Genomic DNA, 20,354 nt, shown 5'->3' with positions numbered 1-20,354 from the left:
TTACATCACCCTTTTAAACATTTTTTCCAATTCATAAGTTGAAAAATGAACAAAAATGGGCCGTCCGTGCGGACAAGTAAACGGATTTTCACAACGGCTCAACTGGTTTAACAATTCTTCCATCTCCTCTTTCAGCAAATAGCGGTTGGCTTTGATCGCCGCTTTGCATGACATCATTTTGGCAGTTGCATCCCTCAGTTGAGCAGTCTCCACTTTCCCGTTTTCTTTCAGCCAGTCAATGATCTCGTGAATCAATTGCTGGGGATCTTCTTTCGGAAACCACGCGGGGTAAGCGCGGATCACAAACGTGGTTCCGCCAAAAGGCTCCATTTCCAGGCCCCACTGATTCAGATAATCCAAATGCATGTTTAATATTTCGGCTTCGGCCGGCGTGCACTCGATCGTCATGGGAATCAAAAGGGAATACTGGTGATGATTTGCTTCCCCCAACTTTTTGGAATAAATCTCGTAATAAATGCGCTCATGTGCCGCATGCTGATCCAACAAAAAAAATCCGTCTTCCGATTGCGCCACGATATAAGTGCCGTGGACCTGTGCCAACGGAGTCATGAACGGCAATCGGTCTTCCCCGTTTGCTTCCGCTTCCGGCTCTTCCGCCGCTGCTTCTTCTGAAACCGGCGGAGCGGAAAGGGTCGCCTTTTCTTCTCCCCGGGGCGTATTCTGTTCCGACCATGCGCTCAAGGCGGATTGATATTTTGAATCTTTGGGCTCCGGTTTGCTTTGGGACGGGGAAGGATCCGGAAAGACCGGTGCCGGATCCGTTTCCTTCTCTTCCTCTTTCTTGACCGGCTCCTCTTTCTTGACCAGCGACATCGGGCTTTCGCGCAGTTTCCATGACGGATCGGGACGGTCGGACGGATATGGATTCACGGCAGGTCTTTTCGCTTGGTTCCACTGGAAAGTTTCCTGCTTATACTCCGGTTTTTTCACCGCTGATTCCGCTTTGGGTGTCGCAACCAACCGCTCTTTTTGCAAGGCTTGCCGCACCGTTTCTTCAACCAGCCGGCAACATTCTTTTTCCTTGCTGAGCCTTGCTTCCAACTTGGAAGGGTGAACATTGACATCCAACAATTGCGCATCCATCTCCAAATGCAAAACCCCGACCGGGAACCTTCCCGTCGGCAACAAGGTGCCGTAAGCACGCAAAATGGCTTGGGTGATCGGCAGGGAACGCACATAGCGCCCGTTTAAGATGATGGTCAAATAAGACCGGTTGGAGCGGGTGATTTCCGGTTTGGTGATCCATCCGTAAACCCGGAAGTCCATGTCGCTTCCTTCGATCGAAACCGCCTGTCCGGCCACCTGTTTCCCGTAGATGGAAAGGAGTACATGCTTCAAGTTCCCGTCTCCCGCGGTCTGAAACAACTTCCTCCGGTTATGGGTCAGGGAGAAAGAAATTTCCGGATGGGCAAAGGCCAACCTTCCCAAAACATCGGCAACATGGCTGACTTCGGTATTGACTGTTTTCAAATATTTTAAACGGGCGGGCGTGTTATAAAACAAATCCCGGACCATCACATCGGTTCCCTTGGAACGGGAAGTTTCCTCCACCGCTTCGATGTCGCCTCCGGCGATTTTCACTTTGGTCGCAAGCTGTGAAGGGTCCTTCGTGGTCACCAATTCCACTCTGGCAACCGAAGCAATGCTCGGCAAAGCTTCTCCCCGAAAGCCGAGTGTCCGGATGGAATACAGATCCCGTTCCCGCTTGATTTTGCTGGTGGCATGGCGGGAAAAGGCCAACACGGCATCTTCCCGGTCCATGCCAGAACCATTATCCGACACCTGAATAAAAGAAATCCCGCCTTCTTCTATCATGACCTGCACCCGGGTGGCGCCGGCATCGATGGAGTTTTCCACCAACTCTTTGACAACCGACGCCGGCCGTTCCACCACTTCTCCCGCGGCAATTTGGTTCGTCAAATGTTCATCCAGCACTTGAATGTTGCCCATGATCCACTCCCCTCCTTTTCCATATTGTTTAATTTAATTTTTGTTTGATCTCATGCAAAAACTGCATGCATTCAAACGGGGTCTTATTCATTAAATCCCACTTGCGGACGGCCTCCAAAACTTCTTGTTCTTCGGAGGTCAAAGACGAAGCGGCCGTCTCCCTGGTTGCCGGTTGAATTTCCAACGGATCGAACAAGGACAACTGCCCCGACGAATCCGGGGAAGCACCGGTGTTTGAAGGTGCGGGTGTGCCTTTTTCCAATTCGGTCAACAACTGTTTGGCTCTTGTGATCACTTCTTTCGGCAGCCCGGCCAGCTCGGCCACCTGAATCCCGTAACTGCGATCCGCCCCTCCCGGGACAATCCGGTGCAAAAAGACCACCTTTCCGTTCCGCTCAATGCATTGGGCATGCACATTCTTCAACCGGGACAATGATTCCTCCAGTTTTGTCAACTCATGATAATGGGTGGAAAACAGCGTCTTGGCTCCCACATGGTCATGAATGTATTCCACGATGGCATGCGCGAGAGCCATCCCGTCATAAGTGGATGTTCCTCGTCCCACTTCGTCCAGCAGGATCAAGCTCCTCCGGGTGGCCTCCTTCAGGGCATGGCAGGTTTCAGACATCTCCACCATAAACGTGCTCCGCCCGCCGGTCAAATCATCCGCCGCCCCGATCCGGGTAAACACGCGGTCCACAATGGAAATTTCCGCTTCTTCCGCCGGAACGAAACTTCCGATCTGGCTTAAAATCACAATCAAAGCCACTTGTCTCATGTACGTGCTTTTTCCGGCCATGTTCGGCCCCGTCACCAATAAGACTTGGCGGTCTTCCTGATCCAACTCCGCATCATTGGCCACAAATTCCCCCGTATTGGTAACGGCTTCGACGACCGGATGGCGGCCTGCTTTGATTTTCAGCTGACTGCCTGTATGCACTTTCGGACGGACATATTGATACTTTTGGGCAATCAGCGCAAAGGCGTGCAATACATCCAACTCGGCCACCCGTTCGGCCAGAGATTGCAATCGTTGAACCTGGTCCGCCACCTGATCCCGGACCTTTGTAAACAGTTCATATTCCAGTTCCACTGATTTTTCCGAAGCATTTAAGATGAGCTGTTCCCGTTCTTTTAATTCCGGCGTGATATACCGTTCCGAATTGGCAAGCGTTTGCTTGCGGTGGTACCGATCTTTGGGAACCAGATGCAGATTGGACTTGGTAACCTCGATATAATAGCCGAACACGCGGTTATAACGGATTTTTAGCGACTTGATTCCCGTCGTGTCTCTTTCTTTCTGCTCCAGCTCGGCAATCCAGCTTTTCCCGTCTTTCTGGATCTTCCGCAATTGGTCCAATTCTTCATGGAAGCCTTCGCGGATGATGCCGCCTTCCTTGACGGAAACCGGCGCTTCTTCCACCAACGCTTCGTCGATGAGGCTTTTTACATCCGCCAACTCATCCATTTTTTCCGCCAATTCCTTCAGCGGCCGGGAGTCGGATTGCAACAATTTCTCTTTCAGTTCGGGAATGATGGAAAGCGATCTTTTCACACTGTTTAAATCCCGCGCATTGGCCGATCCGTAAGAAATGCGCGCCGCCAGCCGCTCCAAATCATAAACTTGTTTCATCCGGTCCCGCACTTCATCCAGCAACAAAAAGTCGGAAAGCAACGCTTCCACCATATTTTGGCGCCGGGTGATCTCTTCCAGTGACAGAAGCGGCTTGTCCAGCCATTTTTTCAACAACCGGCTCCCCATTGCGGTGGCCGTTTGATCCAACAGCCACAATAGCGAACCTTTTTTCTTTCCTTCGCCAAGCGTTGCCGTCAATTCCAGGTTTCTTCTCGCCGCTTCATCCAACATCATATACTGCCTGGCGTCATACCGGTGCAACCGCTGCAAATGATGCAGAGCCCGCTTTTGCGTTTGTTTCAGATAAGAGAATAACAAGGCGACCACTTTTCGCAAAAACGGGGTATCGCACAGCTCGGGGTATTGCGGAAACTGCGCCGGCAACTCTTCGGACAGTTTCTTTTCGGAACCGGCATCCATGCCATGCGGCGTGATCAAACATTTTAAGCGGGATTGAATCTGTTCTTTTACCGCCGCTTGATCTGCCAAGGATTCATCCAACACGATTTCTTTCGGCCGATACGAAGAAATTTCATCCAAAATCGCGTCCAGCGAACCGCTCATCTCCGTAATGTGGCACTCTCCCGTGGACAAATCCACTGCCGCCAATGCCATTTGGTTTTCGCTTCCGGTCAGCGTCACCAAAAAATTATTTTCCTGGTCGACCAGCATATTTTCTTCCATGATGGTCCCGGGCGTGATCACGCGAACCACTTCCCGCTTGACCACCCCTTTGGCAGCGGAAGGATCTTCCACCTGCTCACAGATGGCCACTTTATATCCCTGATCAATCAATTTTTCCACATAAGTGTGAGCCGAATGATAAGGAACCCCGCACATGGGAATGCGTTCACTGCCACCATCCCGGCTGGTCAATGTAATCTCCAGCTCTTCGGCTGCTTTTTCGGCATCTTCGAAGTAGAGTAGGAACAAAGCGCCTTGCCGCCTTCTGACGGCAGGTTTCTCTGAACCCCTCTCCGAACCGTACGTACACCTCTCGGCGTATACGGCTCTCCGCTTGCTCAAATCCGGCCTTGGTCCGGCGGTCCGGATCCATCCACCCGGTCGACGTCGCTATGTAAGACGGGGTCTTCCTTGCGCTTAAACCCTTCGTCATGGAATGTGGCAACCGCTTTTTCCCCGTCTCCGGTTTCAACCGGCACCTGAAAGGTCCCCGCATGCATATACTTCTTCAAGAGTTGATGCACGGAACACTTGTATTTCATGGCCAATGTTTTATACATGCTGTATCTCAGCAAATAGGCATACCGTGACAAAGTGCCGACATTCTCCGCCAATTGGTAATAATGGTACATGCGCCGGATCTCCCGGTTATAAACGCGCAGAATCTCCGCATCGGGAAGAGGAACCAGTTCCTTCTTATGTACCGGCTTCAGCTTGCCGTTTTGTTCTTTCACCGCCCCGAATTGATGCAGTCTTTTGATCCGGACATCTTTTGGAAAAAGCAGTTTGCACTGTTCTTTGACGGTGATGTCGTATCCGAGAAAACGCGTATGTTTTTTGGCATGTTTTAAAATAAGTGCTTCGCGGGAAAAAGGAAGATTCAATTCCTGTTTTATAAACCGGACAACCTCATCCCCGATGGCTGAGGATTCCTTCTTGGAACCGATCACCCCCAATAAGATCTCCCCGGCATAACGCGTATACACGAGCCGTTTATAAGCCGGATCCCACGGATCTTCCCGGGGGATTTGTTTCAACCGTTCCGTCCATTGTTGTTGCAGCCGGTTCAAATTCTCTTTTTCCGCTTCGCTTTCTGCATCCCTTTTTCTTTGTTCCACCTGTTTGATACGGGCAAGAAGCTTCTCGTAAGCCGGATTCCTCCTGCGCTTCTTTCCTTTGGAAAACTCATGGATCAGCGTTTCCACATGCCGGTCCAACGCATGGAAATAAATATTGGCCAAAACCGGGCTGATCCATCCGCCCACGGGAGCCCCGCTGCAGGTGCGGTGGAATTGCCAATCCTCTAACCATCCTGCCCGCAAAAACTTGTTGATGAGCCGGATGAATTTTTCATCCTCAATCCTTTTTCTCAGAAGGGAACGCAGCACTTCAAAAGAAATGGAAGGGAAAAAAGAATGCAGGCTTCCGTGCAGCAACCATTTGACACCGGAAAAATTTTTCTTTACTTGCAACAAAGCGGTATGGCAGCTTCGGTGAGAACGATAACCATGGGACAAGTCCGAAAAAGAACCCTCATAGATCGCCTCGAGAAGCATGCGGACAATCCATGCCACCAAGCAATCCCGAAGCGGTTCCGTCTCCCCGGCGCCGGGAAAGGGTGCCGGCTGATAGGTTTCGTTTTTCAATTCCTTCATCAGGGATTCCAGCTGTCCGGGAAGGAGTTTCCGGTGTCTTACCTGAGGGAACCGGCGGATCAGTTCCTGATATGCCTTTTGATAAAACCGCGGGTTATACAAATTTCGGTAAATCCTTTGGAATAAATAGGTTGAATCGCCGGACTTCGCGGCCAGACTGTTCAATACGTACTCAGGATTTCTCATAAAGCCTCACGCTTCTTCCTTTGTCGTATGGAACCCGAGCAAGCTGCCCCCCTTCGCCGTGTGCCGGGCTTTCCCCGGCTCAGACTACTACGGGGGCTCCGTCACCATATCGGATATTCAGGCCCTTGCGGCCATAGCCCGACAGGCAGGCATTCCGACTCAGGTGATCCCCATTTAGACTTATAGAGACAGGCACGTTGTGATGTCGGATGTGACGTTCGCCCTTTTCCTCTGACAGAGGCTGCCCAGCCGCAGGACGCACCGATGACCGCCATGTCTTTCTGCGAATCATCACGGCTGCATGGCGTATACAGCTGCCTTCCGCCATGGGCTACGATCAACCGGCTCGGGCTGTCATTCAAGCAATCCAGCTTTCATCCTCATTCACAACCTTTCATCTCGCCACTCAGTCGCACGATGGCAGCTTCGTGACTCGTGACTTTACCAACATGCTACACTCCCCTTCGGGTTTCCCCTCCGGATCAGTTGGTCGATGATGGGTGTTTTCCGCGTCCCTCACCCACTGCCTTGCCAAGGGCAGATTCCCTATAAGTCCTTATGGGCGCACAAACATCTCGTAAAAATCACCTAAACGAAAAAATAAGAAGGCATCCGGATATTGTGCCTTGATCGACAAGTATTGCTGAATCATCGGAGTATATTTTGCCAAAGTTCTCTGCCTCCGTTACAATATTTTTCACTGCAATATTTTAACATGAATCGAGGCACCGTCCCACTTTTCCATTATTTTTTCTTCTGGTAAGGCGGCAGTTTCCACACTTTTCGAATATCTTGCGATTCATTCCAAGTCGATCCCGAAGTCAGGTATTTGTAGAATTTATCCAGATATTCCTTGTGCCGCCCATAATAAGGGCACTTCTTCAATTCGCTCCACAACACGGGCAACCACTTGGCCAACACCTCTTTATCCCCCTGATAATACGCTTCTTGGACGTCTTCCTCGTCCAGCGGATAATAATTGAAATACCGGTAGTGGATGGCAATCAACTTGGCCACGACAAAGACCCCTTTGGTCAGGGTGGGGGAAATCAGCCAACTGGGTAACGTCCGGTATTCAAACCCGCCGTGGTCCTGATATCGGAAATCCCCCAAAAACCCGTACTTGGGACGGCGCCCGATCCCCTGCGGATCTTCCACGATTGCCAAAAATAACGCCAAATAGTTGTCCAAAGCCCGCAACAATTTAAAGTTTGGTTGAACACCGCTGAAGTGGATATGCCCTCCCAACGGGAAAGCATGGTGCGGCAATGCGCCGGCCAGCCATTTTGCCGGGGCGCGCCCTGTTTTTTTGGCTGCGTACAACAACCCTTTAAAGATGTTGATGGCCAGTGCGCGCGGATCCGGAGTCGGCTCCGGCCGGATCTCCACAAGCGGCTTTAAGGAACGGTTTTGGTTCATCCAGATCGCATCGCACCCGACCCTCCCTTTCACCGGGAAATATCGGGATGCCATCAGCAATCCCCCGGACCTTCCTTCCATGATAAACTCCGGATCGGCTCCCAGCACCACCTGGTTCCAAGGAATGGCCGGAAGATTTACACACTCTTTCACATATTGCTGTACGGCTTTCACGAAGCTTTGTTTCATTTCTTTGTTTAACTTGGGATCACATACCACCTGCCGGACAAAATATTTCCGGTTGGGCCCCACGGCCAGTCGCACCAGTCCGTAATCCAATCCCAACGCATACAAAGCCCGGACGGCCCATTCTTTGATTTTCCGCACTTCCCTCGACGGATCCTGCAAAGAGACCCGCCGGAAACTGTTTTTCCAATTCCTCTTTTGCTCCGCCAGCCAAGCCCCCTGTTGACGGGAACAATAAACCGCCAACACATTGGTTTGGAAAACAGCGACCATGTACTCCCGCAAGACCAGATGATGATGGGAATGCACGGGAACCCCGTGCATCCTTAAGATCCGGTGGCAAGCCGAAGGATTTTTTGTCCTTTGGACATGTCTTTCATCATTTAAAATCAAAACCGGCTCAGACACGGCCACCGATCCGCTCTTTTCCAGATGAATGGTTGAGGCGAGTCTTCCTTGTTGTTCAATCAAAAGATTTTTGATTGATTGCTGATTGTTAAAATCCATATATGGAAGGGTGACGGCTCCCATAACCTTTCCCCTTTCTGTGCATCCCACTTTCCGTCAAGAGCATTATGATCTATGTTATGTCTCGGCTTCTCAATTGGTTAAATGTTGTTTCGGATCCAAAAACAAAAAATAAACTGCTGACTGGGTGCCAGCAGTTCCCGAGGAATATCCGTTAATCAATCTTCCAGGTCATCAATGATCAGATCCGGATCCAGTTCATCAAAAGAATCTTCATCCACATGTTCTTCATAGCTTCCCGCCAAATCTTTTTCATCAGTTTCTGCATATTCTAACGGATAGACCGGTACGCAAATCTTCGTTTGCCCAACCATTTCAACCGCAAATTCTTTTTCAACCCGGACGACAATGCCATCTGCGATTCCGTCCGTGTGTGAAGCGATGGAAGCTTCCACACAGTTGGGAGCCTGCGTCACCGTGGCACTGACGGTAACGGTGGAGTCACGGGTGTTGCGGTCATAATAGCTAAGCGGGACTTGCTCGGTGTAATAAACGGTTTCTTTAATCACATCGGTTTTGGTGTTCCCTTTGGTGGAATACCAGATATTCACATCGTACTTGCCGCTGACTTCCACGGCTTCTCCTACTTTTGTGCATTCGTACTGATGATTAATCACCCATGCCCCCAAGATCGTATGGATATTTTCCGGCGGCTTCACTGTGTGCGTGGACTGTAAAAATCTGCGTCCTTTTCCGCATACAGCCTTGGTAATAATTTGTCGGTATTCCATGGCTCTATCTGGATATGACACCATACTTCCCTCCTCCAAGCATCATTCAATAACAAGTGTATGCAGGGCAACTGTCTAGGGTGCAAAAAAACCCCCGGGAAATCATCCCGGGGGAAAATTTTTTTACCGCGAACAACCACAAGGCCCGCCACTTCCACATCCCTGCCGGATTTCACCACCGGTTTCAACGGAAACTTTTTTGGAAACAGTGGTGCCAATCACTTGCTGGATGGTTTGCAAAAGATCATTCACACCCACTTGCGTCTGCTGATACTCCCGGATGATGGGGAGGTTCTCCAGTTCCTGATTCAACTGTTCCAGTTCTTTTTCCAAGATGCGGGCATATTTGGTTTTCTGATAATGCTTGGCATGGACCAATTCTTTTTGCTTTCGCTTGATGGTGTCAATATAATTTTGGACGGTCTTGCTTTTTTTCACCTGCTCTTCCGCGGCACGAAACCGTTGGATTTCTTCGCTTTTTAAAATCAAGTCCGCAAATTGCCGGGCTTGCACCAACACGGGATGGTTTTCAAACGAAGTGTACATTTTACCCTCCCACTTTCGTCAGAGGTTCCTCTTCCACCCAAACTCCTTTTAACGTCCAGGTTTGCGGTTCATCGATCCGGACATGGGCAAATTTCCCGATCAGATGCTTCGGTCCCGTGAAATTCACCAGCTTGTTGGTACGGGTCCGTCCCGATAACACATCCGGATTTTTCTTGCTTGTGCCTTCCACCAAAACTTCCACCACTTGGCCGCGGAGAGCTTCATTTTTCCGGCGGCTGATTTCGTTTTGCAGATCGTTCAAACGTTGCAGTCGTTCTTTTTTCACTTCCATTGGCACGTCATCTTTCATTTTGGCGGCCGGCGTTCCCTCACGCGGTGAGTAAATAAACGTAAACGCCGAATCAAACTCCACTTCCCGGACAAGGGACAGCGTTTCTTCAAATTGTTCTTCGGTTTCTCCGGGGAATCCCACAATAATGTCCGTGGTCAACACCACATCCGGGATGGCTTCTTTAATTTTGCGGACCAATTCAAGGTAAGACTCCCGGGTATATTTGCGCGCCATCAATTTCAAAATTTGCGAGCTTCCGGATTGAACCGGCAGATGAATGTGCTCGACCAGATTTCCGCGTTTGGCCAAAACTTCGATCAGATGGTCATCAAAATCGCGCGGGTGGCTTGTCGTAAACCGGACACGCGGAATGCCGATTTTACGGACATCATCCATCAAGTCGCCAAACCGGTAATTGATATCGGTGAAATCTTTTCCGTAAGCATTCACGTTTTGTCCGAGCAAAGTCACTTCCTGATAGCCTTTGCGCGCCAGTTCGCGAATCTCATTTAACACGTCTTCGGGACGGCGGCTGCGTTCTTTCCCCCGTGTATAAGGAACAATACAGTACGTGCAGAATTTGTCGCATCCGTACATAATGTTGACCCAGGCACGCAGTCCGTCTTCACGCTTCTTGGGCATGTTTTCAACCACATCGCCCTCTTTGGACCATACTTCCACAACCATTTCCTTGCTGAATAAGGCGTTTTGCAACAAGACCGGCAAACGGTGGATATTGTGTGTGCCAAAGATTAAATCCACATGCTGATAACTTTTTAAGATCCGGTTGACGACCACTTCTTCCTGGGACATGCAACCGCAAACCCCGAGGATTAAATCCGGGTTTTCCAACTTCAGGTGTTTGAGGCGTCCCAATTCGCCAAACACTTTATCTTCTGCATTTTCGCGAATGGCACACGTATTCAGCAAAATAATATCCGCTCGATCTTCCCGTTCTGTCCGTTCATAGCCCATTTGTTCCAGAATTCCGGCGATCGTTTCGCTGTCATGAACATTCATTTGGCATCCGTAAGTTTGAATCAAATATTTCTTTCCTGCGCCGACACCACGCATATTTTCGGGAATCTGATCAAATTGTATCACTTCCACACCCGACTTCCCCCGCCTTTTGGCGGCTTTCAGATCGGGTGCAACAAAATATTGGCTGTAATCTTTCTCTTTTCGTTCCATTTCATCCACCCTTTCTGGTGAGATTGCTTCTATAATGAATAAATCCATGATTTCGAAGGCTGAACACGAATACTGCAATTTTCTCATTATACACGATGAGTGACATGTGTTCAATAAAGATCCTCGGATGATTCTCCCCCATTATAACATGTTGTTGCGAATTTCCCAGCCGGGGAAAATGAATTTTAGCGAATTGTTTGTGTTGCAAACTTGTTTATTTCAAAACACCAATCAATCAAGCCGGATCTCCCTCATAAAGAGAAATCCGGCTTGACCCTCAGTTTTCTTTGAAATGAACTTTTCCATCAGCCAAAGATGCAATTTCCACCAGCGATTCCACACGAATTCCCTGCTTGCGAAGATTGGAGCCGCCGGGCTGAAAAGATTTTTCAATCACCGCCCCCAATCCGGCCAACCGGGCCCCTGCCATGCGGACCACTTGAATCAAACCTTCTGCCGCTTGTCCATTGGCCAGAAAGTCATCAATCACCAATACCCGGTCCTTTGGGGTTAAGAACTTTTTCGCCACCACCACGGAAGTCGTCTCTTGTTTGGTGTATGAAAAAACTTTGGCTTCATAATAGGAATCCTTCAATGTCAGCGATTTTTTCTTCCGGGCGAAAACCACTGGAACGTGCAATGCCAATCCGGTCATGATAGCCGGCGCAATGCCCGACGACTCAATGGTTAAAATTTTAGTGACGGATTCATCTTGGAAACGCCTGGCAAACTCTTCCCCGACTTCCCTGATCAAAAAAGGATCGATTTGATGATTCAAAAATGCATCCACCTTTAAGATGTCATCGGACAGCACCAATCCCTCTTTGACAATATACTCCTTCAGTTTCTGCAAACGCTCTCCCCTCTTTCCATCGGCTGATTCAAAACCGTGCTTGTCTCTCCATGATAATGGATGACCGGCCCAAACAAAAGCTACAAATCGACCGTCATGCCGGAATAAGCGGTTTGGCAAACACCGTCAAACACCGCCATGGCTTCCTCCTTCAGGTGATCCGGATCATACCCGGGATACAAATGGGTCAAGATCAACTGCTTGGCCTTGAGCCGGCCGGCAGCAAGCCCGGCTTGTCTGGCCGACAGATGCCCTGTTGGTTGATCCGGCAAATCTTTATGTAAAAAGCTTGCTTCACAAACAAACAGGTCAGGGCTTTTCCCCATCTTTTCCCAATCTGTCTCCGGGCCACTGTCTGCCCCGTACAAGATGGTGCGTTTACCGTCATGGATCCGCATGGCAAAACAAGGGACGGCATGATCGGTGCGGAAAAATTGCACGGTCAACCGCCCGCCCAAATGAATTTTCATCCCTTCCCGGATCCCGTTTCGGTCAATCTCTGTTTTATAACGCAACTTTTCAAACCAACCGGCCGGTTTCTCCGGTGACCAGACCGCAAGGGGGTGTTTCCTTTTCCCTTGTTTTCGGGCGGTCATGACCGCGTACTGCAAAACAAAAAAATCAACGATATGGTCATGATGCAAATGCGACAACAAAACGGCATCCAACGCTTCGATGGCGATCCGTTCGACCAGCCAGGCCAGTATGCCGCTGCCGCAATCAATCAGGATTTTTTTCCCTTCCGCCTCCAACAGATAACCGGGAGTCCCACCTCCCGGCGCCGGATAAGGGGAATGGCAACCAAGCACCGTCCATCTCATCAGGCATCCTCCTTCGCATTCCATTATCACAACAAACTCTCTCCGTCCATTCCACAAAAAAAGCTGTACAGACATTAGTCTGCACAGCTTTTTTACTTTATGCAAATTCGGCAACCAATTCTTCGAAGTCTTGTTCGGAAATTTTCAGCTCTTGTTTTGCCAACGGCTCTTCTTTAAAGCCTCTGATCACGGATTCATAGGAGGGTTGCTCTTTGTTTTGGTAGATGATTCCTGTGACCAATCCTTGATGTTCCATCAGTTTTTGCATGGCCATTTGTCGGTCGGATGAATCATAATCCGGATCATCATCCAAGCTGACCAGATTTTGTTTGAAAAAGTCATACGTGTTGATTTTGTTGTACGTTACACAAGGGCTGTAAACATTGATAAAGGAAAATCCTTTATGCTTGATCCCTTCTTCGATCACACGGGTTAATTGTTTCAGGTCACTGGAAACTGATTGAGCCACAAAACCGGCTCCTGCTGTCAGCGCCATTTCCATTGGATGAATGGGTGCTTCAATGGCACCTTGCGGCGTGCTTTTGGTTTTAAATCCTTTTTCGCTTCGTGGAGAAGTTTGGCCTTTGGTTAATCCGTATACCTGGTTATCCATGACAATATAGGTGATATCCACATTCCGGCGAATGGCATGGATGGTGTGCGACATCCCAATGGCAAATCCGTCTCCATCCCCGCCGGCTGCAACCACCGTTAAATCGCGGTTAGCCAGTTTCAACCCTTGTGCAATCGGCAGCGCTCGGCCATGGACACCGTGAAATCCATACGCATTAATATATCCGGAGATCCGTCCGGAACAACCAATCCCTGAAACAACGGCTACTTCATGCGGCTCCAAACCGGTATTGGCGAAAGCGCGCTGCATGGCGGCCAACACGGAAAAGTCACCGCAACCGGGACACCAGTTGGGTTTTACTTTATTGCGAAAATCTTTAAACGTGGCCATGGACCAACAGCTCCTTACATTGATGATAAATTTCAGAAGGCAGGAATGGGTTTCCGTCATATTTTCCAAAGTGAACCAGTTTTTCAGCCATTCCTACATACATTTTGATGACATTGGTTAATTGTCCGGTAGCGTTGTTTTCAACAACCAATACTTTTTTCGCTCTGTTCATTTGCTCCCGGATGATTTCCGTCGGGAACGGCAACAATTGGCGAATGTGTGCATGGTTGATTTTCAAGCCTTCTGCTTCTGCGCGCTCTTTCGCTTCGGAAATCGTGCCGCGGGTCGAGTTGAATCCGATAACCAAAAGATCGGCATCATCGTGCGGAGCATCCAGGTAAACCGGGGTGTCAAAATCGATGCCGTTTTTCAGTTTCATGAGCCGTTTTTCCATCATTTTTTTGCGGTTTAACGGTTTTTCCGACGGACGTCCGGTTTCGTCATGCTCCACTCCGGTCACATGGTGCAATCCGTTTTTCTGTCCTGGAAGAACCCTTCTGGAAATGCCATCCTCAGTCAGTTCATAACGCAAAAATAATTGGGAAGGCTCCAACTCCGGAAGCTCTTCATCCCAGGAAACCAGCTTTCCGCGTTTAATTTCAATCCGGTCGTATTCCAGCGGCTCAACGGTTTGTTTCCCGAGCGACATCGCCAAATCCGACAGGATAATCACCGGGCATTGATACTGTTCCGCCAGATTGAACGCCTGAATGGTATCGTAGAAGCATTCTTCGGCTGTGCTCGGAGCAATGACAATTTTCGGGATTTCACCGTGGGTGCTGAACAGCATGGACAATAAGTCACTTTGTTCCTGTTTGGTCGGAAGACCGGTACTGGGCCCGCCACGCTGCGTGTTCACGATCACCGCCGGCGTTTCGGTCATCCCGGCCAGCCCAATCGCTTCGGTCATCAGTGACAATCCAGGCCCTGCTGAAGCCGTGAGAGCACGAACACCACCATAGTTGGCCCCGATCACCATGGTGATCGCTGCAAGCTCGTCTTCTGTTTGAACTACCGAACCACCAAATTTCGGAAGTTTTTTGATCAAATACTCCATGATTTCTGAAGATGGGGTAATCGGATATGCAGCCATCAACCGGGCTCCCGCTGCAATCGCCCCCAGTGCAATGGCGTCATTTCCGATCATATATAACCGCTTTTTCCCGTCAGAAGGTTCCAAGCGAAATCTTGTTATTCCATCACCAAGTTCGCCTTCCGCATGCTCGAACCCTCTTGTAATCGCTTCCATATTCCTATCTACCACTTTTTGGCCTTTCCGTGCGAACCTTTCTTCAATCACTTCTTTAAAAGCATCCGCCGGAATGCCCAACAATGCAGCCGAGGCCCCGACAGCCACCATGTTTTTCATTTGGGACATTCCGATTTCTTCGGCAATCTTGGTAAACGGAATCGCAAGAAGGTTTGCGTTTACTCCTTCCGGAACGGTTGGATTAAACTTGGCATCGGCCAAGATGACCCCGCCCACAACCAATTCATGAGCATTCAAGTCAATGGATTCTTGGTCAAATGCAACAAGTATATCCAGCTCGTCGGAAATGGAGCGGATTGGGTTTATGCTGATACGAATCTTGGTGTTGGAGTGACCACCTTTAATTCGTGAAGAAAAATGTCTGTACCCGTATAAATAATACCCTTTTCGATTTAAAGCTGTTGACAAAATCTCTCCTGCACTGTCAATACCTTCCCCTTGTTGTCCGCCCACTTTCCACGAAAGCTGCTTAACCAATGAACTCATCTCCTTTAATACTGCCACACACTACACAATATTAAAATAACTATGAAAGATATCAACTCTTCACAAAGAAAGGAATAAAGCCAACTTTGTGCTGAGTGATAGCATTTTCATGTATCATTCTAGACCTGTATGGTATAAAAAGCAACCGTTTTAAGTTCTCTATCTTTCCAATTTTTCTTTTAATGTTGCAAAAAAAGACCTAAGTAAAAAAAAGATCATTTTTGCTAAACTTTTTTCGGCTTTATGACGGTAAATGATTTAAGTAAAAAGCACAGGCATTTTCCCATGCCCATTTCCTCACCAATGACTCAGGGTAACGGCGCAAAAGCGCTTCTTTCAACCAGTATATATCCCTGTAATTATGTAAATTTTTAATTTTCAAACGGATCCCGTCAAAATCCGATCCAAAACAAAGATTCCGTTCGCCTCCCAGGCTGCATACATGTTCGATATGTAACAAAAGATGATCGATGGTGGCTTCCTTTTCACAAGGATATGTAAACGATGGAACAAAGGTGATCCCGATCAATCCGCCTTTTCGGATCAGCGCCTGGATTTGTTCATCTTCCAGATTCCGCGGATGAGGGGCGATTTTCCGGCAATTGGAGTGAGAAGCAAGCACCGGCAAATCAGACTCCATCACTTCCCAAAACCCTCGCACCGACAAATGGGAAACATCCAAAATCATGCCCAGCCTTTCCATCTCGGTGATCACTTTTTTTCCGAAGTTCGTCAATCCTCCGTTCCGTTCCTCTTCAATGCCGTCCGCCACTTCATTGGCATGGTTCCAAGTCAACCCCAACTGGCGCACACCGAGGCGGAAAAACAGCCGCAGGAAGGCAAGTTCTCCATGCAAGGCGTCGGCCCCTTCCATCGCCAACAGTGCCCCCATCCGATCCGGGGCACATTTTTTTAACGCTTGTTTCGAACCGACAAAATGAACCGCTTCTTCTTTCCTGATAATCTGTTCATAAAACAAATCCACTTGTTTCAATGCGACTGACAACCGGTTTTCTCTGGGTACCGAATCAGGTACCCATATCGCAAAAACCTGCAAAGCCACCAAGGCTTCTTTCAGATGGTGATAAGAACTGTCCAACCGGGAGCGGGGGTCATAAAAAGAATGGTCTTTCAAATTTCGCCACATTTTGCTTAACACATCGCAATGCCCATCCATCCATTGCATCTTGTTCACCCTTCCATTTAAAAAAACCTGTCTATATAAATAAACAGGTTTTTTTGAATATATCGACCAATTTCCCTAACGAGGTTCCACAATCAGTTTGATCGCGGTCCGTTCTTCACCATCGATCATAATATCGGTAAAAGCAGGAATACAAATCAGATCAATCCCACTAGGCGCCACGAATCCTCGTGCAATCGCAACCGCTTTTACAGCTTGATTCAGCGCCCCTGCGCCAATTGCTTGCATCTCTGCTTGACCACGTTCACGCAAGACTCCGGCGAGTGCACCAGCAACAGAATTCGGATTAGATTTTGCTGAAACTTTTAATACTTCCATGTAGGTACCTCCTCGATGGTTGGAGTGAATCCACTACTATCCTATTCGACTCGCAAGTAAAAATTCCTTCCAATTTGCATAGATAGGAGTAAAAAATCATAAATAAATTTATTCTATTTCAACCGATAAGCGGATGCTCCGCATCAATACGAATCCTCGTTAATTTCGTGGCTTTTTTGGTTTGTTTGTCCAAATCGATCAATACAGCATTAAATTGTTCTCTTCCTTTTGCAACAGAAAAGCGAACAGGCATTTGTGTGATAAACCGCTTCACGACTTCCTCTTTTTTCATCCCGATCACGCTGTCATACGGGCCGACCATCCCCACATCCGTCAAATAACCCGTTCCTTTTGGCAAAATTCGTTCATCTGCCGTTTGCACATGCGTGTGCGTCCCGATCACCGCGGAAACTTTCCCATCCAGGTAACATGCCAATGCTTGTTTTTCCGACGTGGTTTCCGCATGAAAATCGACCAATATATACGGGGTTCCTGAAATCCGGCTCAAAATTTCATCCATTTTTCTGAACGGACAATCCAATGGTCCCATATACGCTCTCCCCATCAGATTGACCACAACCACTTTTACGCCTTTTACCGTCAGTAAAACATGGCCTTTCCCGGGCGTCCCCGGCGGATAATTGGCGGGACGGATTAAAAACGGCTCCTCATCGATAAAATCAAACACCTCGGACTGCGCCCAAGCATGATTTCCCAATGTGACACAATGGATTCCCAGATCCATCAGTTCCCTCAGGATGTCCCGTTGAATTCCCCGTCCGTTGCCCGCGGCATTTTCCCCGTTTGCCACAATCACATCGGGCGAGTACATTTGGTTTAATTTAGGCAAATAATTGGCGACCGCTTGTCGCCCCACTTGTCCAACAATATCACCGATCATTAAAATTCTCATCAGTACAAATAGCCTCCAACTCCGCTAAGATGCTTGAAAAAATAAAGCGGCCGCAAGGCCACTTTATTTCGCATATTCGACCGATCTTGTCTCTCGAATCACCGTCACCTTAATATGGCCGGGGTAATCCAATTGACTTTCGATCTGTTTGGTAATTTCTCGGGATAAACGGACGGCTTCCGCATCATCGACTTCATCCGGCTTCACGATGATCCGACATTCACGCCCTGCTTGAATTGCATATGATTTTTCCACGCCGTCGAAGGAATCGCAAATCTCTTCCAATTTCTCCAAGCGCTTGATATATGCCTCCAATGTTTCCCGCCGGGCTCCGGGTCTGGCCGCCGAAAGCGCATCCGCCGCTCTGACCAAGACAGCAATCACACTCGTCGCTTCACAGTCTCCGTGATGAGAAGCAATGCTGTTGATCACCACGGGATGTTCTTTATATTTTTTCGCCAATTCGACGCCAATATCCACATGGGAACCCTCGATTTCGTGGTCAATGGCTTTTCCGATGTCATGAAGCAAGCCGGCCCGTTTCGCCAGATGAATGTCTTCACCCAATTCCGCGGCCAACAAACCAGCCAGATGCGCAACCTCCATGGAGTGCTTCAAAACGTTTTGCCCATAACTGGTACGGAATTTTAACCTGCCGATGATCTTAATCAGATCCGGATGCAATCCGTGCACGCCGGTTTCAAAGGTGGCCTGCTCTCCATATTCACGAATCCGTTCGTCCACATCCCGGCGGGATTTTTCCACCATCTCTTCAATCCGGGCCGGGTGAATCCTTCCGTCAGCCACCAGTTTTTCCAACGCCACCCGCGCCACTTCACGGCGAATGGGGTCAAATCCGGACAAAATCACGGCTTCCGGCGTATCATCAATGATCAGGTCAATTCCCGTCAACGTTTCCAACGTCCGGATATTCCGGCCTTCACGCCCGATAATGCGGCCTTTCATCTCATCATTGGGTAAATTCACTACGGATACGGTCGTTTCCGCAACATGATCCGCCGCGCAACGTTGAATGGCTAAAGACAAGATTTTCCGTGCACGCCGGTCTCCTTCATCAATCGCCTGTTGTTCCATCTCTTTCATGATTTGAGCCGTTTCGTGTTTCATCTCATTCTCGACTTTAGCCAGAATCAACTGACGCGCTTCTTCCGTGGTAAGTCCGGAAATCCGTTCCATCTCTTTGAGCTGTTCCTGGTATAGCCGGTCAATCTCCCGCTGACGTTCATCAATATATTTCTCGCGTTTGGCCAGTTCTTCCTCACGCGATTCCAAATTTAATTGTTTTCGTTCCAGTGTTTCTTCTTTTTGGTCAAGACGACGCTCAATCCGCTGTAATTCATTCCTCTGCTCACGAATCTCTTTTTCCGCTTCGGTGCGCAATTGATGGATTTCATCCCTGGCTTCAAAGATTTTTTCTTTTTTGTTGGCTTCGGCTTCTTTGTTCGCCTTTTCCAGAATCTCGGCAGCTTCCTTCTCCGCACTGCCGATCCGGGCTTCCGCCGTCATTTTGCGTATCCAATATCCCGCACCGCTTCCGACACCGAGAGAGGCAAACATCAGAACGATGTCCAATCCGTTAAACACCATTGGATTCACCGCTCACCTCCTCTGTTTCTGTTTACAAAATAAGACCGATGAACTCGGTCTTCTCACGCTCGTCCTCACTCATTTTTTGCTATACCAGGTCAAGGCTGGAAAACCAGCAAACATTTTCAAATTCCTTCAGGTTTCTATTCCAAACTTACTTCGTCAGAAGGTATCTTCCACCGTTAAAAAAGGCAAAGATACAACTAAATTGTATTATTTATACAGTATTGTTGTCAAGATTCCGGCTGCGCTCCACTTCCGACTTACCGGATGACAACCGCACGTAATAGGCCGAATCGGCCGATTCCGTCAGATGCGTATTGTGCGTGACAAGAATGATTTGCCGGCCGAACGTTTCCCCGACCGATTTTAAAAACTCAATCATGGGGACGATATAATCTTCACTCACATGTTTTCCGGGTTCATCCAAAATAATCGGCCCTTGGACACGGGGCTTGATCGTTTCCATGAGCGCAATCCTGAGCGCCAATGAGACAATGTCGACGACACCGCCGCCGCGGGCATCCTGTGGACGGTTTTTCACTTCCTGTTCATCCCACTTCGAAACCACATAAAATTCCGCCGTCGGATTTCCGCCATGATCCGAGAGCTCAATTTGAAAACGAAACGTCGAACCGAAGACATACTTCAAGGCATTGGTCACCAGCGTTTCCAATTGTTGCTTTGCCTGTTGGCGGGCATAGTCTGATGACAGTTGGAACAAAAGACGCACCCGGTCCAACAGATCACGGTGCTCCACGCTTTCTTTCAACCGGGTTTCCGTCTCATTCAACTGACGCAAATGCAGCTCTTTTTCCGCTTTTCGGCGCAACAGTTCATCTCTTGCTTCTTTCAAAGCCTGTTGCAATTCCTCAAGTGATGTGTCTTTCAT

16 protein-coding genes and 1 pseudogene are annotated in these 20,354 nt (G+C 48.7%); all 17 read right to left on the bottom strand.

Annotation, left to right across the window (positions count from 1 at the left end; genetic code table 11):
* The 17 genes and pseudogenes from mutL to ATH33_RS10795 all read right to left on the bottom strand — a co-directional run bounded on the left by mutL (position 1) and on the right by ATH33_RS10795 (position 20,354).
* Entirely contained in the window at positions 1 to 1,971 is a 1,971-nt protein-coding gene (mutL, locus tag ATH33_RS10875) for a DNA mismatch repair endonuclease MutL (protein WP_037996862.1), read from the bottom strand.
* A 28-nt stretch (positions 1,972 to 1,999) separates the two neighbouring features.
* On the bottom strand, positions 2,000 to 4,540 hold the full coding sequence (gene mutS, locus ATH33_RS10870; RefSeq protein ID WP_236533590.1) for a DNA mismatch repair protein MutS: 2,541 nt from the start codon (positions 4,538 to 4,540) through the stop codon (positions 2,000 to 2,002).
* Positions 4,541 to 4,629: 89 nt separating this feature from the next.
* On the bottom strand, positions 4,630 to 6,132 hold the full coding sequence (locus ATH33_RS10865) for a reverse transcriptase/maturase family protein (protein WP_121874401.1): 1,503 nt from the start codon (positions 6,130 to 6,132) through the stop codon (positions 4,630 to 4,632).
* Positions 6,133 to 6,700: 568 nt separating this feature from the next.
* Positions 6,701 to 6,802 (bottom strand): annotated as a pseudogene (locus tag ATH33_RS13975) (MutS N-terminal domain-containing protein); the annotation flags it as partial.
* 74 nt (positions 6,803 to 6,876) lie between these two features.
* A complete protein-coding gene (locus tag ATH33_RS10855) occupies positions 6,877 to 8,268 on the bottom strand; it encodes a putative amidoligase domain-containing protein (protein ID WP_052186827.1) in 1,392 nt (463 codons plus the stop codon).
* A 155-nt stretch (positions 8,269 to 8,423) separates the two neighbouring features.
* Positions 8,424 to 9,020, bottom strand: a complete 597-nt coding sequence (cotE, locus tag ATH33_RS10850) for an outer spore coat protein CotE (RefSeq protein WP_037996865.1) — start codon at positions 9,018 to 9,020, stop codon at positions 8,424 to 8,426.
* A 99-nt stretch (positions 9,021 to 9,119) separates the two neighbouring features.
* Positions 9,120 to 9,542 (bottom strand): YlbF/YmcA family competence regulator, encoded by a 423-nt coding sequence (locus tag ATH33_RS10845; protein WP_049720190.1) that lies wholly within the window; start codon positions 9,540 to 9,542, stop codon positions 9,120 to 9,122.
* A gap of 1 nt (position 9,543) precedes the next feature.
* Positions 9,544 to 11,025: a tRNA (N6-isopentenyl adenosine(37)-C2)-methylthiotransferase MiaB gene (gene miaB / locus ATH33_RS10840; protein WP_037996866.1), complete on the bottom strand. Its 1,482-nt coding sequence runs from the start codon at positions 11,023 to 11,025 to the stop codon at positions 9,544 to 9,546.
* Between the two features lie 277 nt (positions 11,026 to 11,302).
* Positions 11,303 to 11,878: a xanthine phosphoribosyltransferase gene (locus ATH33_RS10835; RefSeq protein WP_037996867.1), complete on the bottom strand. Its 576-nt coding sequence runs from the start codon at positions 11,876 to 11,878 to the stop codon at positions 11,303 to 11,305.
* Positions 11,879 to 11,958: 80 nt separating this feature from the next.
* Positions 11,959 to 12,699, bottom strand: coding sequence for an MBL fold metallo-hydrolase (locus ATH33_RS10830; protein ID WP_170151260.1), 741 nt, complete (start codon positions 12,697 to 12,699; stop codon positions 11,959 to 11,961).
* 97 nt (positions 12,700 to 12,796) lie between these two features.
* Positions 12,797 to 13,663, bottom strand: a complete 867-nt coding sequence (locus ATH33_RS10825) for a 2-oxoacid:ferredoxin oxidoreductase subunit beta (protein ID WP_037996873.1) — start codon at positions 13,661 to 13,663, stop codon at positions 12,797 to 12,799.
* Entirely contained in the window at positions 13,650 to 15,410 is a 1,761-nt protein-coding gene (locus ATH33_RS10820) for a 2-oxoacid:acceptor oxidoreductase subunit alpha (RefSeq protein WP_037996875.1), read from the bottom strand. The genes ATH33_RS10825 and ATH33_RS10820 overlap by 14 nt, the downstream gene beginning before the upstream one ends.
* Before the next feature lie 250 nt (positions 15,411 to 15,660).
* Positions 15,661 to 16,605: a dipeptidase gene (locus ATH33_RS10815; protein WP_037996878.1), complete on the bottom strand. Its 945-nt coding sequence runs from the start codon at positions 16,603 to 16,605 to the stop codon at positions 15,661 to 15,663.
* Positions 16,606 to 16,680: 75 nt separating this feature from the next.
* Positions 16,681 to 16,941 carry a stage V sporulation protein S gene (locus tag ATH33_RS10810; RefSeq protein ID WP_037996879.1) on the bottom strand — a complete coding sequence of 87 codons (261 nt, stop codon included), beginning with the start codon at positions 16,939 to 16,941 and terminating at the stop codon, positions 16,681 to 16,683.
* A gap of 118 nt (positions 16,942 to 17,059) precedes the next feature.
* Positions 17,060 to 17,854, bottom strand: a complete 795-nt coding sequence (locus ATH33_RS10805; RefSeq protein WP_037996880.1) for a TIGR00282 family metallophosphoesterase — start codon at positions 17,852 to 17,854, stop codon at positions 17,060 to 17,062.
* 63 nt (positions 17,855 to 17,917) lie between these two features.
* Complete coding sequence (rny, locus tag ATH33_RS10800; protein ID WP_211330150.1) at positions 17,918 to 19,462, bottom strand: ribonuclease Y; 1,545 nt, start codon at positions 19,460 to 19,462, stop codon at positions 17,918 to 17,920.
* 217 nt (positions 19,463 to 19,679) lie between these two features.
* A complete protein-coding gene (locus ATH33_RS10795) occupies positions 19,680 to 20,354 on the bottom strand; it encodes an ATPase (protein WP_037996881.1) in 675 nt (224 codons plus the stop codon).

This window comes from Thermoactinomyces vulgaris (assembly GCF_003688725.1).
Lineage (GTDB): Bacteria > Bacillota > Bacilli > Thermoactinomycetales > Thermoactinomycetaceae > Thermoactinomyces > Thermoactinomyces vulgaris.
Note: the sequence above shows the minus strand (reverse complement) of the source record. Positions and strands in the feature narration are given on the sequence as shown.

What these genes read in the sequence shown, in the direction of transcription:
- cotE (WP_037996865.1), bottom strand. Translation starts at nt 9,020, where the DNA reads ATGGTGTCATATCCAGATAGAGCCATGGAATACCGACAAATTATTACC.
- ATH33_RS10815 (WP_037996878.1), bottom strand. Translation starts at nt 16,605, where the DNA reads ATGCAATGGATGGATGGGCATTGCGATGTGTTAAGCAAAATGTGGCGA.
- ATH33_RS10865 (WP_121874401.1), bottom strand. Translation starts at nt 6,132, where the DNA reads ATGAGAAATCCTGAGTACGTATTGAACAGTCTGGCCGCGAAGTCCGGC.
- ATH33_RS10805 (WP_037996880.1), bottom strand. Translation starts at nt 17,854, where the DNA reads ATGAGAATTTTAATGATCGGTGATATTGTTGGACAAGTGGGGCGACAA.
- ATH33_RS10810 (WP_037996879.1), bottom strand. Translation starts at nt 16,941, where the DNA reads ATGGAAGTATTAAAAGTTTCAGCAAAATCTAATCCGAATTCTGTTGCT.
- mutL (WP_037996862.1), bottom strand. Translation starts at nt 1,971, where the DNA reads ATGGGCAACATTCAAGTGCTGGATGAACATTTGACGAACCAAATTGCC.
- ATH33_RS10830 (WP_170151260.1), bottom strand. Translation starts at nt 12,699, where the DNA reads ATGAGATGGACGGTGCTTGGTTGCCATTCCCCTTATCCGGCGCCGGGA.
- ATH33_RS10845 (WP_049720190.1), bottom strand. Translation starts at nt 9,542, where the DNA reads ATGTACACTTCGTTTGAAAACCATCCCGTGTTGGTGCAAGCCCGGCAA.
- rny (WP_211330150.1), bottom strand. Translation starts at nt 19,462, where the DNA reads ATGGTGTTTAACGGATTGGACATCGTTCTGATGTTTGCCTCTCTCGGT.
- miaB (WP_037996866.1), bottom strand. Translation starts at nt 11,025, where the DNA reads ATGGAACGAAAAGAGAAAGATTACAGCCAATATTTTGTTGCACCCGAT.
- ATH33_RS10855 (WP_052186827.1), bottom strand. Translation starts at nt 8,268, where the DNA reads ATGGGAGCCGTCACCCTTCCATATATGGATTTTAACAATCAGCAATCA.
- ATH33_RS10795 (WP_037996881.1), bottom strand. Translation starts at nt 20,354, where the DNA reads ATGAAAGACACATCACTTGAGGAATTGCAACAGGCTTTGAAAGAAGCA.
- ATH33_RS10825 (WP_037996873.1), bottom strand. Translation starts at nt 13,663, where the DNA reads ATGGCCACGTTTAAAGATTTTCGCAATAAAGTAAAACCCAACTGGTGT.